At 64.6% G+C, this 14,083-nt stretch carries 19 protein-coding genes; 13 read left to right on the top strand and 6 right to left on the bottom strand.

Translation table 11 applies throughout. The annotated features are described in order from the left end of the window. Nucleotides 1-87: 87 nt before the first annotated feature. Nucleotides 88-609, bottom strand: a complete 522-nt coding sequence (locus tag ITJ57_RS18850) for a DUF1643 domain-containing protein (protein WP_194671593.1) — start codon at nucleotides 607-609, stop codon at nucleotides 88-90. Nucleotides 610-637: 28 nt separating this feature from the next. Continuing rightward, entirely contained in the window at nucleotides 638-1,108 is a 471-nt protein-coding gene (locus ITJ57_RS18845) for a hypothetical protein (RefSeq protein ID WP_194671592.1), read from the bottom strand. Between the two features lie 62 nt (nucleotides 1,109-1,170). On the opposite strand from ITJ57_RS18845, the gene ITJ57_RS18840 reads away from it, so the two are divergent. Beyond that, nucleotides 1,171-2,262 carry a hypothetical protein gene (locus tag ITJ57_RS18840; RefSeq protein ID WP_194671591.1) on the top strand — a complete coding sequence of 364 codons (1,092 nt, stop codon included), beginning with the start codon at nucleotides 1,171-1,173 and terminating at the stop codon, nucleotides 2,260-2,262. On the opposite strand, the gene ITJ57_RS18835 is transcribed toward ITJ57_RS18840, so the two are convergent. Beyond that, nucleotides 2,259-2,687: a GIY-YIG nuclease family protein gene (locus ITJ57_RS18835; RefSeq protein WP_194671590.1), complete on the bottom strand. Its 429-nt coding sequence runs from the start codon at nucleotides 2,685-2,687 to the stop codon at nucleotides 2,259-2,261. The two genes, ITJ57_RS18840 and ITJ57_RS18835, sit on opposite strands and share 4 nt — an antisense overlap. Nucleotides 2,688-2,784: 97 nt before the next feature. Between ITJ57_RS18835 and ITJ57_RS18830 the strand changes: the two genes are divergently transcribed. From ITJ57_RS18830 to ITJ57_RS18815, 4 genes are all read left to right on the top strand, one after another. Continuing rightward, entirely contained in the window at nucleotides 2,785-3,405 is a 621-nt protein-coding gene (locus ITJ57_RS18830; RefSeq protein WP_194671589.1) for a hypothetical protein, read from the top strand. Between the two features lie 131 nt (nucleotides 3,406-3,536). Further along, nucleotides 3,537-3,806, top strand: coding sequence for a hypothetical protein (locus tag ITJ57_RS18825; RefSeq protein WP_194671588.1), 270 nt, complete (start codon nucleotides 3,537-3,539; stop codon nucleotides 3,804-3,806). Between the two features lie 121 nt (nucleotides 3,807-3,927). Then, nucleotides 3,928-4,743 (top strand): HNH endonuclease family protein, encoded by an 816-nt coding sequence (locus ITJ57_RS18820; RefSeq protein ID WP_194671587.1) that lies wholly within the window; start codon nucleotides 3,928-3,930, stop codon nucleotides 4,741-4,743. 43 nt (nucleotides 4,744-4,786) lie between these two features. Continuing rightward, nucleotides 4,787-5,674: a hypothetical protein gene (locus ITJ57_RS18815; RefSeq protein ID WP_194671586.1), complete on the top strand. Its 888-nt coding sequence runs from the start codon at nucleotides 4,787-4,789 to the stop codon at nucleotides 5,672-5,674. 33 nt (nucleotides 5,675-5,707) lie between these two features. Here the strand turns inward: ITJ57_RS18815 and ITJ57_RS18810 are convergent, their stop codons facing one another. Further along, nucleotides 5,708-6,574, bottom strand: coding sequence for a hypothetical protein (locus tag ITJ57_RS18810; RefSeq protein ID WP_194671585.1), 867 nt, complete (start codon nucleotides 6,572-6,574; stop codon nucleotides 5,708-5,710). A gap of 133 nt (nucleotides 6,575-6,707) precedes the next feature. On the opposite strand from ITJ57_RS18810, the gene ITJ57_RS18805 reads away from it, so the two are divergent. The 8 genes from ITJ57_RS18805 (at nucleotide 6,708) to ITJ57_RS18770 (ending at nucleotide 12,980) form a co-directional block, all read left to right on the top strand. Continuing rightward, entirely contained in the window at nucleotides 6,708-6,926 is a 219-nt protein-coding gene (locus ITJ57_RS18805; RefSeq protein ID WP_194671584.1) for a hypothetical protein, read from the top strand. A gap of 9 nt (nucleotides 6,927-6,935) precedes the next feature. Beyond that, entirely contained in the window at nucleotides 6,936-7,187 is a 252-nt protein-coding gene (locus ITJ57_RS18800) for a hypothetical protein (RefSeq protein ID WP_194671583.1), read from the top strand. Further along, a complete protein-coding gene (locus tag ITJ57_RS19555; protein ID WP_228507587.1) occupies nucleotides 7,184-7,762 on the top strand; it encodes a hypothetical protein in 579 nt (192 codons plus the stop codon). The genes ITJ57_RS18800 and ITJ57_RS19555 overlap by 4 nt, the downstream gene beginning before the upstream one ends. Before the next feature lie 278 nt (nucleotides 7,763-8,040). Beyond that, on the top strand, nucleotides 8,041-8,232 hold the full coding sequence (locus tag ITJ57_RS18790; RefSeq protein ID WP_194671581.1) for a hypothetical protein: 192 nt from the start codon (nucleotides 8,041-8,043) through the stop codon (nucleotides 8,230-8,232). 1 nt (nucleotide 8,233) lies between these two features. Continuing rightward, a complete protein-coding gene (locus ITJ57_RS18785) occupies nucleotides 8,234-8,611 on the top strand; it encodes a hypothetical protein (RefSeq protein ID WP_194671580.1) in 378 nt (125 codons plus the stop codon). 120 nt (nucleotides 8,612-8,731) lie between these two features. After that, on the top strand, nucleotides 8,732-9,004 hold the full coding sequence (locus ITJ57_RS18780; protein WP_194671579.1) for a hypothetical protein: 273 nt from the start codon (nucleotides 8,732-8,734) through the stop codon (nucleotides 9,002-9,004). Further along, nucleotides 9,001-12,294, top strand: a complete 3,294-nt coding sequence (gene dnaE / locus ITJ57_RS18775; protein ID WP_194671578.1) for a DNA polymerase III subunit alpha — start codon at nucleotides 9,001-9,003, stop codon at nucleotides 12,292-12,294. The genes ITJ57_RS18780 and dnaE overlap by 4 nt, the downstream gene beginning before the upstream one ends. 296 nt (nucleotides 12,295-12,590) lie before the next feature. Continuing rightward, entirely contained in the window at nucleotides 12,591-12,980 is a 390-nt protein-coding gene (locus ITJ57_RS18770; RefSeq protein WP_194671577.1) for a cytidine deaminase, read from the top strand. Nucleotides 12,981-13,012: 32 nt separating this feature from the next. Here ITJ57_RS18770 and ITJ57_RS18765 read toward each other — a convergent pair whose 3' ends face one another. Together ITJ57_RS18765 and ITJ57_RS18760 are read right to left on the bottom strand one after the other, a co-directional pair. Further along, nucleotides 13,013-13,195 carry a hypothetical protein gene (locus tag ITJ57_RS18765; protein WP_194671576.1) on the bottom strand — a complete coding sequence of 61 codons (183 nt, stop codon included), beginning with the start codon at nucleotides 13,193-13,195 and terminating at the stop codon, nucleotides 13,013-13,015. 377 nt (nucleotides 13,196-13,572) lie between these two features. Next, complete coding sequence (locus tag ITJ57_RS18760) at nucleotides 13,573-13,926, bottom strand: Lsr2 family protein (protein ID WP_194671575.1); 354 nt, start codon at nucleotides 13,924-13,926, stop codon at nucleotides 13,573-13,575. Nucleotides 13,927-14,083: the final 157 nt, after the last annotated feature.

Below are 14,083 nucleotides of genomic sequence, written 5' to 3'. Positions count from 1 at the left end.
TCTGACGTTTATCACTATACGCGCCTCTGCTTCTGGCGCAAGCGCGATCCACCGCCGTCGGCGCCCGGTGGCGACGACAGCTATCTCCTAGAGGTCGCGCAGATACCGCTCGATGTCGAACACCTGCAGGCGGGTATCGCCGCGCACGTACAACGGGTGCCGGGGGTGCCCGAGCTTGGTTGGCAGGCCGAGGGACATCCAGTCGCAACCCGCATCCGCGGTGAGCTGGACGATGGGCCGGAGCAAGCTGGAGAGGTACGTCCGAGAGTCGATGAGTCCACCCCCGGCGGCTAGGAGCGTGCGTGGCTGGCCACCGAGAGCAGTCGCGATGCGCGACTCGTTCTCCGCCCTCAGGGCCTCTCGTTGCTCGCGGTCGAGATCCCTGGGGTCGGTTGCGATCTGGGGGTAGACGTTGAGCATCGTCCAGCTGTCGTAGCCGTTGCGGGCAGCGAATCTGCTCACACGTGTGACCGTGCGGTCGAGAGCGTTCGGCGTGGCTGTGCTGGGGTTGATGCCGAAGCAGATGAGCGGGTTTGACCCGACCGTTCCCAGCACGAAGCGCGCAGAGCCGTCTGCCGACCTCTCGTACACCCATGGTTGCCGGTCCACGCTGTCCTCCATTCGGCAGTGATCCGCGTCAGCGCGCGAACAGTCGCGGGGCTTGCACCTCGAGTAGCCACTCGTCGACGTCGGTCATGAGGAGAGGCACACCGGCACGTTGGGGCGTGGCGAGGTCGGTGTACCAGTACAGACGCCGCATCCCACCGAGGGTGTGCTGTTGGGCGAGCTCGCGCGCCCGAGCGGCTGTGAAGATCCAGACGCGGTCGAGTTCCAGGTAGGCGAATGCGAGCAGCTGCGCAGGGGTGGCGTGGGGGAAGTTCCAGCCGATGGCCGAGCGCCCTCGTCCGCCGGCGGCCGTGCTGCGCTCGACGGTCTTGACCTGGATCGTGGTCGCAGACCCGGTGGCCGGCGCATAGGCGACGAGGTCGATGCCGGAATCGGTAGTGAGCCGAGCGCTGTCGATGCCCATCTTCAAGAGCCGGTACTGCACGAGGAGTTCACCGGCAGCACCGATGTGTTGGGTCGTGGTTACTTTGGCCGCCGTCACGGTGCCGATTATTCCGGCTCTGACACCCCCGCGCTTGGTGGACGGTGTGCCACGCTGTGTCGGTGACCAATGCGGCTGACCCACCCTCCGAGTCGACGCCGGCCCGGCCGATGGTCCGAAGGCGCGATCGCGCGTGGGAAGTCATCCACCCACTGTTGCTCTTGACCGGTGCGGTGATCATCGGCTTTGTCTGCGTGCTTTTCGCGACTGGAGTCGACCAGGCCGGGGCCGCCGGGTGGGTGGAACGTTTCTCCACCAGCCCCGGCGCGGCCGGCGTTGCCGCGGTTGTGGCCGCTGGCATCGGGTTCTGGGCTATTGCTCGTCAGCTACGCCACAACAAGGGCGTGGAGCGCGATGCCGCCTGGTGGAAGAGTTTCGAGTGGGTGACGGACCGGGCTCTTCCCCGGGACGAAGCAGACCGGCTCCCGTACTTGGTTGCCGTCGACATGCTGGCTCCGCTCGTGGACTCTGCAAGCAACGCGACGCAGGAACGGATCTGTGGCGCGTTCCTGGACCATCTCGCCACGCTAGGCACCGTGGTGGAGGCAGCAGAGATGACCGAGCCGAGTACCCCAACGTCTCCCCCGAGCGACGACGGAACTGAGCACGCCGACGATCCTCCGTCACCACTCGTGACCCGCATCCGCAAGTTGCCAAACACATTCGTCTCGTACCGCTACGACGACCTCAACGAAGTGCGCGCGCGCTCGACACTGGAGAACTACGCCAAGTTGACCGCCGATGGTGCTGGCCGTTCACTGGCCGTTGAGGCACAGCTCTACAACCTGCAGGTAACGGAGGCAGTGAGTCGGATATCAGGCACCGATTTCGACGTCCTGCCAGGAAGTGACTCCTCGCATGTCATCGCCGTCAGCAGGGAAGGGGCCCGTGTGAGAATCTTCCCCTCGACTGCCACGAGTTTGATGGCCGCGACGGGCTCAGCTCTGTCGATCCTGCTCGACAGCGAAGGGGGCGGATTGGTTGTGACTCGTGCACCGATTCCCAAGTCCGGTCTCGGTCGCACAACCCCGGTCGCAGATCGGGCATTCGTCACTCGATGGCGAGACGAACGGGACGACGAAGATCTCCGGCTCGCGATCCTCCATGCTTTCAGCACTCCGCCGCCCCGAACTGACTGGCGCCTCGGCGCCTAGACCCGGTTCAGCGGCGGCAGGTGGGAACGACGCAGCTCCGCCTCGTACGCGCCAGCCTGATGTCTCGTCCGTCGCTCCACCCAAGCCACTGTGCCCTCCCACAGCCATTCTCGGATCTCCGCAGCCTGCGCAGCGGTGACGAGCTGTCGATTCGGTTTCGCGGTCCTGGACGGCGGGATCTCGAAGAGAAGCTCACCGACGTTGCGTCGTAGCGACGAGCCCGCGAGCGACGTGCCCCCGCCGAGGTGCGTCGACCAGACGCGGCCGCGGAGGTTCGAGGCGGTTCCGACGTAGCTGAGCGCGCCGTCGTGACGCCAGAGGTACACGCCTGGCACCTCGGGCACATCTGAGCACACAAGGCCACCCACAGGGCGCTCCTGGGCCTGCAGGAGCTCTTGCCAGGCCTGGTCGAGCTGCATGTCCATGGTCCGAGCGTACTGAGCGAGATCCGTGTTGTGTTCCTTCCCACTCGTGTATATAGTTATAAACGTCAGATTTACTTTATAACGCAGGGAGAAGCACATGACACACGTCACCATCACTCACGCGAACGGCAGCCAGGTCGACATCAACGCTACCGAGCACGAGGACTACAACTGGCTGCTCGAATACGACGCCGTCGAGGTCGCCCTCAACGCATGGATCGTGGACGACACGACCGGCTCGCGCGCGTGGACCGTGCCGGATGCCGAGGGAAGCATGATCGTCCTCGCGTTCATCGGAGCTGACCAGAAGATCGCGTTCGCGTTCTGGGACTCGGTCATCGACCGGGGGCACCACGGCTCGCTGTACGCCCTGTCAGACCTCACCTGGCACGTCGATGCGACTCGCACCGTCCAGTCCATCGCGTTCGACGTCGAAGGCACCATCGTGGCCCTCGACGGCGTGCAGCTCGACGGAGATCTCGGCGACCACTTCTTCACCGCCGAGCAGGCGATGCAGCTCGCCACCGCCGCCGCGAATGCACAGGGGACGGCCGTGCTGCAGGACTCGTCGGAGTCGTTGATCATCCCCACGGCTGCCGCCGCGGACGGAGCGACTGCGGGGATCTGGAGCCCGAGCGGCGAAGCCGAGGACGGCACGGCGATCTACAGCGACTTCAACACCCCGTTCAACCTCACGGCACTCCCCCCGGGCGAGTAGCGGCCTCGGGTCGGCCCGGCACCCCCGGGTCGACCCACCGGTCAGTTTCCCGCTGGTTCTGTCCCAAATTCGCTCTCTGGCGTGCCCCTTCTAGGTGAAGGCAGTACACGCCCAACCCAGAGGAGAGAGACATGCGCACCCTCACCAAACACCCCACACCCAACGACCAGGCCGCCGCTTGGGCGACGGTCCACCTGCCGCTCGGGACCGACGTCGACCGGTTCGCTGAGGACTACGCCGACTACGTCGACGAGCTCCGCCAGCCCATGAGCCCGGACCCGATCGTGCTCACGCCGGCAGAGTTCGCAGACCAGACCGGCCTCGACACGACCATCCCACTGCCGGAACGCGCGATCGCTCTCTGGGGCGTGAAGCTCGACCCGCCCGCTCCGAAGCTGTAGCCTTGGACCCGGCACCCGGCCCCCCTGAGCGGGTAAATCTGACAGTTTCTCCTCTGGGCCGGGTGCCTTTTTCGCGCCCTCGCGCCGCTAGAGCTCGTCGAGTCCCCTCCGAGCCCCCGAGATGCATCGCCCACGCGAACATCGCCACCTCGTCGACGCCGCGGCGTCGACCATCCCTGACTGGACCGTCATCATGACCATGCGCAAACGCTTCAAAGCCCTCCTCGTCCTCACGGCCGCCGGCATCGCCGCTATCGCCAGCCTCACCACGCTCGACAACCCGTTCACACACTCACCCCAGGCCAGCACGACCGCTGCGGCAGCCCTGCAGGAAGCCGGCCTCATCACCGTCGTCGACGACACCACCACCTACAACGTCGAGGCCGCCCGAGCAGCACTCGCCGCAGTCCCCGTGGCCACCCCTACCCACGCCGACACGTACGACTCCGACGCATTTGGCCAGCGGTGGAAGGACATCGATAGGAACGGCTGTGATCAACGATCCGACCTGATCAATCGCGTCCTCCAGGACGTCACCCACAAGCCCGGCACCAACGGCTGCAAAGTCACCAGCGGAACCCTCATCGACCCCTACTCCGGCGAACGCCTCGAGTTGACCACCGAGACGCTCAGCACCGACGTCCAGGCCGATCACGTTTTGCCCAAGTCCTGGATTTGGCGCCAGGGCGCCGCCTCGTGGACCGACGAGCTGCGCATCACCGTCGCCAACGACCTCGACAATCTGGAACTCGTCACCAGCGCCCTGAACTCCTCCAAGGGTGACTCCGGGCCGGCCGAATGGATGCCGCCGGCCGACTCATACCGATGCGAGTACACGTTCCGATGGGTCTACCTCCTCACGAAATACCCACTCACGATCAACACCGCCGACCGCGACTCCCTCGCCTCGACGATCACCACATGCGACGCCCCGTAGAGCTCCGCCGGGCGCCGACCGAGACCAGCGATAGCGTTCGACCGTGAACTCCCTGCAACGCTCCGCGACCTGGGCCACCACAATCGCCGCCTGGCTCCTCGTCGTGATGCTGGCCGGCATGATCCTGCTGCACTGGGTCAGCGGGATCGCAGCCGCCCGCAGGGACTCCGCGAGCTACGACAGCTCCGGCAGCGAGGATCTCGTCCGCTGGGTGACCATCGCGCTCATCATCGCGCTCATGATCCTGTCCAGGTGGGCCCGAGGGATGCGCGGCTTCGGCTTCCACTGGAAGCAACCACGAGCACCGTTCGCCCGATTCGTCCGAGCGACAGTCCTCGCCGTGTCGATCTTCATCGCCGCCGGCCTCCTCAACCGCCCCATCGCCGCCCTCCTCGGCTGGCAGTTCCGACCCGTCACCACCTCCTGGGACGAGCTCACCATCGCCGACCGCGCCATGCGAGCTCTGCACGCCGGCCTGAGCGAGGAGACCCTCGACATCGCCATACCCGTCGGCGTCGCCTTCGCCGCGCTCTCCGTCCTGAATCGCGACCGCCGGATGACGGGCAGGCCGGAATGGACGACCGACTCCCTGTGGCGATGGGCGCTCCTCGCCGGCGGCATCGGCCTGATCACGCGAGTCATCGACCACCTCTACCAGGGCGGGGCATCCTCACTCCTGGCCCTGGCTTGGGGAAGCGGGCTCCTCGCCCTATTCGCGATCTACCGCTCAGTCCTCCCACTGATGCTCGCCCACTTCATCATGGACGCCGTCATCGTCGGCAACAGCGCGCTCATCGGGAACCCCGCAGGGTACGCAGCACTCGCCCTGGCGCTCGCCGGCGTCTTCGCCCTCACCTTCATGTTCGGTATCGCAAGCCAACGAACAGGCACACTCAGTGCGTCGCCGCGGAACACCGGCGGCTCTACGTAACGATTCGCCGGAGCCACCGCCCTGGAGTGTTCCTCACCGCATCAGTCGATCAAAGGTCGGAGCCACGATTTGCACGGTGTCGTCGTGAGCGGTATTCCAACGACGCCGCAGCTCGTCACTTGATTCCCCCCACATGTCGAACAACGTCGTCATCACCCGATGGACCGATTCCAGCAAGATCCAGATGAACAAGTTCGCGACGTTGATGGGCAAATCGAGCCCGCCCCGCGCCAATCCCGTTTGTCCCGGCCGCGCATTTCCAAACGCAGCGAGAGTCGTCCTTTCCCCATGAGACGCCCCAGACATCGTTGAATAATCGCGACCAGAATTCGGGCTATCGACCGCGTCGAGAAGATCCACTGCCAGCTTCCGGTAGCCCGGAGCTCTCGCTGAAAGGCCGGCCACCCGAACTTCCTCGAACTTCCTCTCCGCTTCATCCGAGATCTCAGACCCACGCAGGCGTCGAAGCTCACCGTCCTCTCTGCGAATCGCAGCCTCAGCGTCATTCGAAGCCAGGTACCCCGCCTCATTGAGAGCCAACAGGGCAGCTCTGTGAGCGAGGACCGCAGCATCTTCAGCGGTGATCAACCACCATGCACGACCCAGAGTCTCAACACAGCTGCGAAGCAGCGAGCCCAGCGACGGTCCATATGCCCCATCCCCGCCAAGGATCCACGCAAACGCACTCAATTCATCGCTGGCCGCGGCGAGACTCATCGTCACGTCAGCGAAAGGAGAATCACCAAGCGAACCATCGAGCAAAGCCTGCGCCCTCGACCCGTCAGAAGGCACAACCTCCCACAAGCCCGATGCAACGTCCACCAGCGCTTCGGCAGTTCCAGTCAGCGCGACGGCAAGAACGCCGCGATCCGCAAGCGGCAAAGGCTCCGATGAAGTCATCCCGCGAGCGTAATACTCCACCTCGCTCCCCGAACGCAGATCTTGGAGACCTTCGACCCTCGAAACCCTTGGCTTCCCTCTCGCACTCTGATAGCGTTATAAACGTCAGATTTACTATTGCGGAGGAGTATCCATGCGCACCACCACACCCACAACCACCCCCAGCCCCACGGCCTGCGCCATCGGCCTGCTCACCCTGACGGCGCTCGCCGTCGTTTGCGTCTGGCTGGGCCCATCGGTCTATCGGGCGCTGCAGGTCGCCGGCACAGGAGTCCTGGCACTCGTGGTCGTCATTGCCACAGCTCGGGCGGCAGCCGCGCTGCTTCGCGACCTCGCTTCCGATGATGAATGACGCCGGCCGATGCGGTACATCATCGAGTGGTCCGATACAGCAACGCATCGCGGCGAGCTCTCTCTCGACGACGGAAAGCTCGCCACGCACGCAATGGAGTCAGGCAAGTTGCGCGCGCTTCTCGCGGGCGCTCTTCGCGAACCAACGCATGGCGAAGTGATCGCGATGATCCAGGCCAACGCACACCTGCGAATGATGCTCCTCGAGGATCTTCTGGACGCTCAGTCAGTCGCGAACACACACCACACACCCACTCCATGAAAATAAACGTGGGGTTTAGACTCGAACCGGGACAATCCAGGGAGATCACCGTGACCACAGCCAAGTCCGCGAGCACGATCAGTGCACGCGACCTCGTGAACTACGAAGAGGCAGCCGAGATCCTCGGGCTCTCGCTGCAGACGGTGCGGATCTACAAGATCAAGGACCCGGATTTCCCGGATCCCATCACCGATACTCGCTCTCCTGTGTGGCGGCGAGCGGACATCGTCGCGTACAAGGAACGCCGGGCGATCAAGCGCAAGCGCGGGCGCTCGTTGAGCGATGCAGCGGCAGCAAAGCGAGCCAGATCTGAATCGGGCCGCAAACCGAAGCCGGTCGCCTCCGAGATCGATTTCTCCCAGCTCGTTACCGTCGAGGACATCGCCGAAATCCTCGGTTTCACGACGCAGACCGTGCGGAAGTACAGCCGCGCCGATCCAGAGTTCCCTGAGCCCTTCTATGTGAAGAAGACCCACTGGTGGCGCCGGGAGGACATCCTCGCCTACCAGGAGTCCCGAGCAGCTGAGGCTGCGTCGGCCGCACAGGTTAGGGGCGACGCCGACGCGTCGGCTTGACCTTTCGAGCCACGGACACAAGCGGTTAGCGACCGGCGCAGTTCAGCCACATTCTCATCGGACAAGTCGATCTCATAGCTCCGACCGTCGATGCCGTCTCGCCTTCTCCGAGGCCGAGCTCCGTTCCGTCGCGCGATCGACATATCTACTCGCTCCACCGCTTCGCTAGACCGGGAGGTCTGGCCCCAGGTTCCGCGCCCATTCAGGCTCAAGCAATGTTTCAAATCACGTAATACGTGGCAGATGCGAGCCTCCGGGGCGCCTGGCACAATCGAATGATGATGGACGTGCAGAAGTCGACCACCCGAATCGAGAAACGCCCGGCGACCTATCGGCTTCCAGCAGATGCCCTGTCCCTCATCGAGGCCGCGGTTGAGCGTGAGAAGAAGCTCGGGAATCGACTTACCCGCGAGGAAGCCGTCCGGAACGCGATCCGCGCCTACTACCGCTCCGACGGATCAACACGCTGACGTGAGCTCATTCTCGTTCTACCTGGTCCGAAGCAAGAACCAGGTCGTGCAATGGGTGGCAGCCCAAGAGAACTTCGATGAGTACCGGATCTTCGGATGGCTCACGGACACAGGCCGCTGGCATCGCACCGTGTTCCTCGAGAACACCTACTTTGCCCCGTCGTTCGACGACGACATCGTCTTCGAACCCGTAGACCAGAGCACAGCCCAGGAAGCGATGCACGCACAGCCGGCCATGGCGGATCACATGGACTGGCTGATCGCCGAACTCCAAGCAGAGCCGACCAAGACCTCCGAGGAGATCGGGCTGTCACCCCGACGCCCCATCAACCCTGCGAGCGAGCCACCCGACGAAGCACGCCCGATCAGCGGCGGCTGAGACGCTCGACCAGCGCGCCGGCCTACCCGACAGGCGACCCTCGAAGACAGCCACCCCCTGACCCTCATCGCTTGACGTACACTCGATGAATCGAACATACGTTCGAATGTGGAGGGTGCTATGTCGACGATCATCGACGCTGCGGTGTCAGTCACCCTTGCGGACAACGGGGACCCCGCCACGTTCATCTGGGATCGATTCGAATACGTCATCGTCGGACAACCCCGAGCACTCTTCACCCGCACAGCCTGGTGGAGAAACGCCGAATCACCCGCACGAATCGACACCGAGCTCTGGCGCGTCGACGCAGTACGGGACGACGACGAACCCACCCGATACGACCTGCGGCGCGACGCCGACGGGAGGTGGACCCTCGCGATCGCCTGGACGTGACCTTCTCCCACCTCCACGTCGCATCCCACCTCTCCGCACACTACGGAACCACCTCCAGCCCAGCGCTCGCGGGCCTGGCCGCTTCTGACGGTGGGTGGTTCCTCGGGCTCACCGACCGCGATGGTCTCTACGGCGGGCCGAAGCATGTCGGCGCCTGCCTCGCAGCGGGGATCTCGCCCGGACTCGGCGCAGATCTGGCTGCCGTCGACGACCAGGACGGATCGCTCGGCCGCGTGGTGCTGGCCCATGGCCAGAACGAGGGCCGCGGCTTCGCGCAGCTGTGCCGCGCCGTCTCCGACGCGCACACACACGCCAAGCATCCTGCACTGACCAGGACGCGCCTCGGGGCTCTGCTGTCCGAGGATCCTCAACTCACGGTGCTCCTCGGCCCGGAATCCGATGTGGGCGTAGCGATCGCCGCGCGGGATGGCGAGGGTGCGCGGAGGGCCCTGGAATCGTGGCGCCAGGTCATCCCCGCCGGCCACTTGATGCTCGAGGTGGTGTGCCACCTCACAGAACAGGGTCGCGGCAGTCTCGCGCCGGCCACCCGGATGCTCGGGCTCGCCGAATCGGCGGGCATCCCGGCAGTCCTGACCAACGCCGTTCGCTACGGTGTCCCGGAGGAGGCGGCCACTGCGGACCTTCTCGACGCGGTCAGGCACCTCCAACCACTGGACGCACTCACGCCGGGCGAGCAGCTGCAGGCGAACGGACAAGCCTGGCTGAAACCCGCTCTGGAGATGGAGCAGATCGCGCGCATGGTCGTCGACGCTGGCTCGCACAGCCCTGGCGCAGTGCAGCAGCTACTGACCGTGACAGAACGCCTCGCTGAGCGTTGCGCCCTCGACCCGGTGAGCGACGTCGGCTGGAAACGCCCCCGGATGCCGGAAGCGTCCGTGATCGGGATCTCGGGCGATCCGCTGGTGGCGCTGTGGGAACGAGCTCGCGCCGGCGTCGACGAGAGATACGACCGTCCGGGCATGCCATCCCTGGACGATGCTCACCGAGCCCTGACACACGAGATGCGACTCGTCGAGCAGCTCGGCATGCCGTCGTACTTCCTCACCGTGGCGAAGGCCGCGGACATCATTCGCAGCATGGGCATCCGCATTCAGGCACGCGGGTCTGGCGTCGGGTCGGTTCTCAACTACGCCCTCCACACCTCGTCAGTCGAGCCGATCAGCAATGGGCTGATCGTCGAGCGATTCATCGCACTCGAACGGCCGAACATGCCGGACATCGACCTCGACGTCGAATCGGCCCGCCGGCACGACGTCAATCACAGACTGGTGCAGGAGTTCGGTGCCGACCGCGCGACGCTGATGTCGATGACGAACGCCTACCGATCCAGGGGTGCCGTCCGCGATGCCGGCCTGGCGCTGGGGATGAACGAAGAGACCATCGACGTCATCGCGAAGCAGATGTGGCGGTTCAACGCCCGCGAGTTCCGCGACGCGCTCCGAGACAAACCAGAGCTCGCCGGCCTCGCCGACGCCGTCCGTGAATCTCGCGAGCTCGATCTCCTCGTCGACGTGACAGAACGCCTCGATCGACTCCCCCGACACGTGAGCATGCACCCGTGCGGAGTGATCCTCTCGGATGCGAGCCTCCTCGACCGAACCCCGACACAGATGTCCGGGATGGGGCTGCCGATGAGCCAGTACGACAAGCACGACATGGACAACATGGGACTCATCAAGCTCGACGTGTTGGGCGTCCGGATGCAATCCGCGATGGCACACGCGGTCAAGGAGCACGAGCGGATCACTGGCGACCGGATCGAGCTGGACGCCCTTCCCCTCGACGACGAGCCGACCTACGAGCTCCTCCGATCAACCCGCACGCTCGGTGTGTTCCAGCTTGAATCGCCCGGGCAGATGGAACTCGTCGGCAAGCTGCAACCTGAGGTCTTCAACGACCTCACCGTGGAGATCTCTCTCTTCCGGCCTGGACCGATGCAGAACAACATGCCGCTGCAGTACCTGCAGGCGCGGCACGGCGAGACGATGCCCGACTACCTGCACCCGAGGCTGCGGAGGATCCTGCAGGAGACCCGTGGGGTGGTGATCTTCCATGAGCAGGTGATGCGAATCATCGACGAGCTCACAGGGTGCGGGCTCGGAACCGCAGACGTCCTGCGGCGCCAGCTCGCCGACCGCGGCCGTCTCGCCGGCATCGAAGCATTCGTGCGCGGGAAGGCATTCGAACGCGGCTTCCCCGACGCAGTCATCGAGAAGGCGTGGCGGATCCTCGCCGGCTTCGGCTCGTTCGGGTTCGCGAAAGCACACGGCGCCGCCTTCGCGCTTCCCACGTACCAATCAGCCTGGCTCAAACAGCATCACCCCGCCGAGTTCATGGCCGGGCTCCTCACCCACGATCCCGGAATGTGGCCAAAGGACCTCATCCTCGCCGAGGCCCGACACCTCGACGTGCCAATCCTCCCGATCGACGTGCAGCACTCGACCCACGAGTACCTCGTCGAGCAAGCCGCCACGCATGGACGTCTCGGAGTCCGGATGGCGCTGGGGGAAGTCGTTGGCAGCAGCCACGTCGAACGGGACCGCATCGTCCAGCATCAGCCGTTCTCATCACTGCAGGACTTCCGCGATCGCGTCAGACCCAGGCGCACCACCATGGAGTCCCTCGCACGCGTGGGCGCACTGGATGCCTTCATCGAGTACCAGCCGCGCCGCCGGCACGAGCTCCTCGCACACCTGGCAGGCGTGACAACGAAGGCGCAGCACGTGCCGACCACGCAGCTCGCGTTCGATCTCGACCTCCCGTTGCCCGATCGCAGCACGGTCACTTCCCTGCAACTGCGCGGCCGCACGCAGACGGACCTTGAACTGCAGGAGATGCGTCTGGCGGTGAACCGGCATCAGATGGAGCGGTTCTATCCCCTGTTCCGGGAGCTGCAGGTGACGCCGGCACGAGATCTTGGAAGCCTGCCCGGCGGCACCGAGGTCATCATCGCTGGCGTTCGACGGGCCACCAACACGCCACCGATGCGCGGCGGCAAACGTGTCGTCTTCGTCTCACTCGATGACGGCACAGGGCCGGTGTCCAACGTGGTGTTCTTCCACGATGTCCAGGAACAGATCGGGTCGGGAGTATTCCAGACGCAGTACATGCTCGTTCGCGGCAAGACCCGCCGCTCGGGCGCCCGAGGGGTGTCGGTCACCGGAGACGCAGCGTGGGACTTGCTCCACGTCCAGCGCGAGCACGCCGACCGCGGCGCAACGCTCGCTGAGGTCACTCCTCTGCGTCGGAAGACGGCGAGAACGGCGTAGCGCCCGTGCAGATCGGATGCACCGCGGCCGGCACTCGATGGACTGCGAAGCTTCGGACTGCGCTGCCGGATGCGATCGTCCAGCGGACTCAGTCGATGCACGCGCTGCTTCGCGATTCTCACGCTCGCGGCCGCGAACCCTGGGCGACGATGTTCCTCGAAGGGCATGGTGACTTCTGGTCATCAACGGCGCAATTCGTCGCGCACAATGTCGATGCACGGCGCGCCATTCTTGCCCCGGTGCCCGTAGGACACTCGAAAGACTGAAGCGAAGGTCCCCTGCTACGGTGACCCCTTGTGCAACCACTCGAAGCTCAACAACAGGTCATCGACGCGGCCGAGGCGCTAGCTCGGACCCTCGGTGACAATCCGAACCACACGGTCGCGGCGGCTGTCATGGATTTGAATGGTCGGGTGCACCAGGCAGTGAACGTCTACCACTTCAACGGCGGTCCCTGCGCGGAGCTCGTAGCGCTCGGTGTGGCCGCGACGGCAGGAGCAACCCAGCTCCTCACAATCGCTGCAGCCGGCGACCGCGGACGCGGGCTGATACCTCCTTGCGGGCGTTGCAGGCAGGTACTTCTTGACCAGCACCCCAACATCCTGGTCGTGGTCCCCGGTGGGGATGGACCCGTGATGCGGCCGATCCGGGAACTCCTTCCGGACAGCTACTTCGTCGGAGCTTGATCTTCGGCGGTACTGATGCGGCGGTTGGTGTCTCAGGCCCGTGATCGTGCGCGGCCACGCACGTACCCGGCGATGTAGATCACGAGAAGAAGGATTCCAGCGATCTGCAGCGCGAGAGATAGCCCGGCGAGGAATTCCACCTGCGGCCACACAAGCCGAAGCACCAGGGACACGAACATGGACGTGAGAGCGACGACGACCAGTGTGTTCTTCATGATTCGACCCTACCGGTGCGCATAGACTGACGCGGGTGCCGGGCACGAAAACGGGGCGGCTCGAAAGCCGCCCCGCCTGTGGATAACTACCGACTGAAATACGCGCCTCGGCGAACGGGGTCGAGACCCGTGCGGCCACTCGCTCGGGGTGCTCGATGTAGGGGTGCCCCGTCTTGTCAACCTGGCCGTCGTGCGCGCGTGCAGCAATCTCACGGGCCAGCTGCACGACCGCATTCTCATCCATGCACCCAACCTTCTCTCTTCCTGATCGACCGGCGACATTGGTTCGACGGCCCACGGTGGAAATTGGGCATGCAAGAGACAGAAAGACGCCGTGACTTGCAGGAAAGTCACGGCGTCCGGCGGTTTCTATGGGATCAGCTTCGGTCGCCGGTGGCCGTTTCGTATGCTTCGACGACGACCGCCGGGATGCGCCCTCGGCTGCTCACGTTATGTCCGTTTGACGCAGCCCAGTCACGGATTTTCCCGAGTCGAGCGGCATTCGACCCAGCGCTCTTGGAACCACCCTTAGACGACCCACGTGATGCGCGAATGGGACGCGCCTTTGCGATGAAAGGTTCGAGCGCATCCGCGAGCGCCGCCGCATTCTTCTCGTTCAGGTCGATTTCGTAGGTTGTGCCGTTGAGCGCAAATGTCGTGGGCTTTACGTTTGGGTCAAGCTCCGAGTTATCGAAGTCATCGATGAACGTGGTCGTAGTTTTGATAGCCATTCGACAATGATAGGGCGTGATAGGCAGTGAGCGTGGCACCACTATCACCTAATCCGTCGTCGGCGCGCGATATGCCCTTCGTCGCTGTTGTCACCGGATGACCTTGTAGCGATGGACCCGCTGAGTTGGGGTCTGCTCCAGTCGAGGTTGGGGACTG

Source organism: Plantibacter sp. VKM Ac-2880 (assembly GCF_015351235.1).
Lineage (GTDB): Bacteria > Actinomycetota > Actinomycetes > Actinomycetales > Microbacteriaceae > Plantibacter.
Note: the sequence above shows the minus strand (reverse complement) of the source record. Positions and strands in the feature narration are given on the sequence as shown.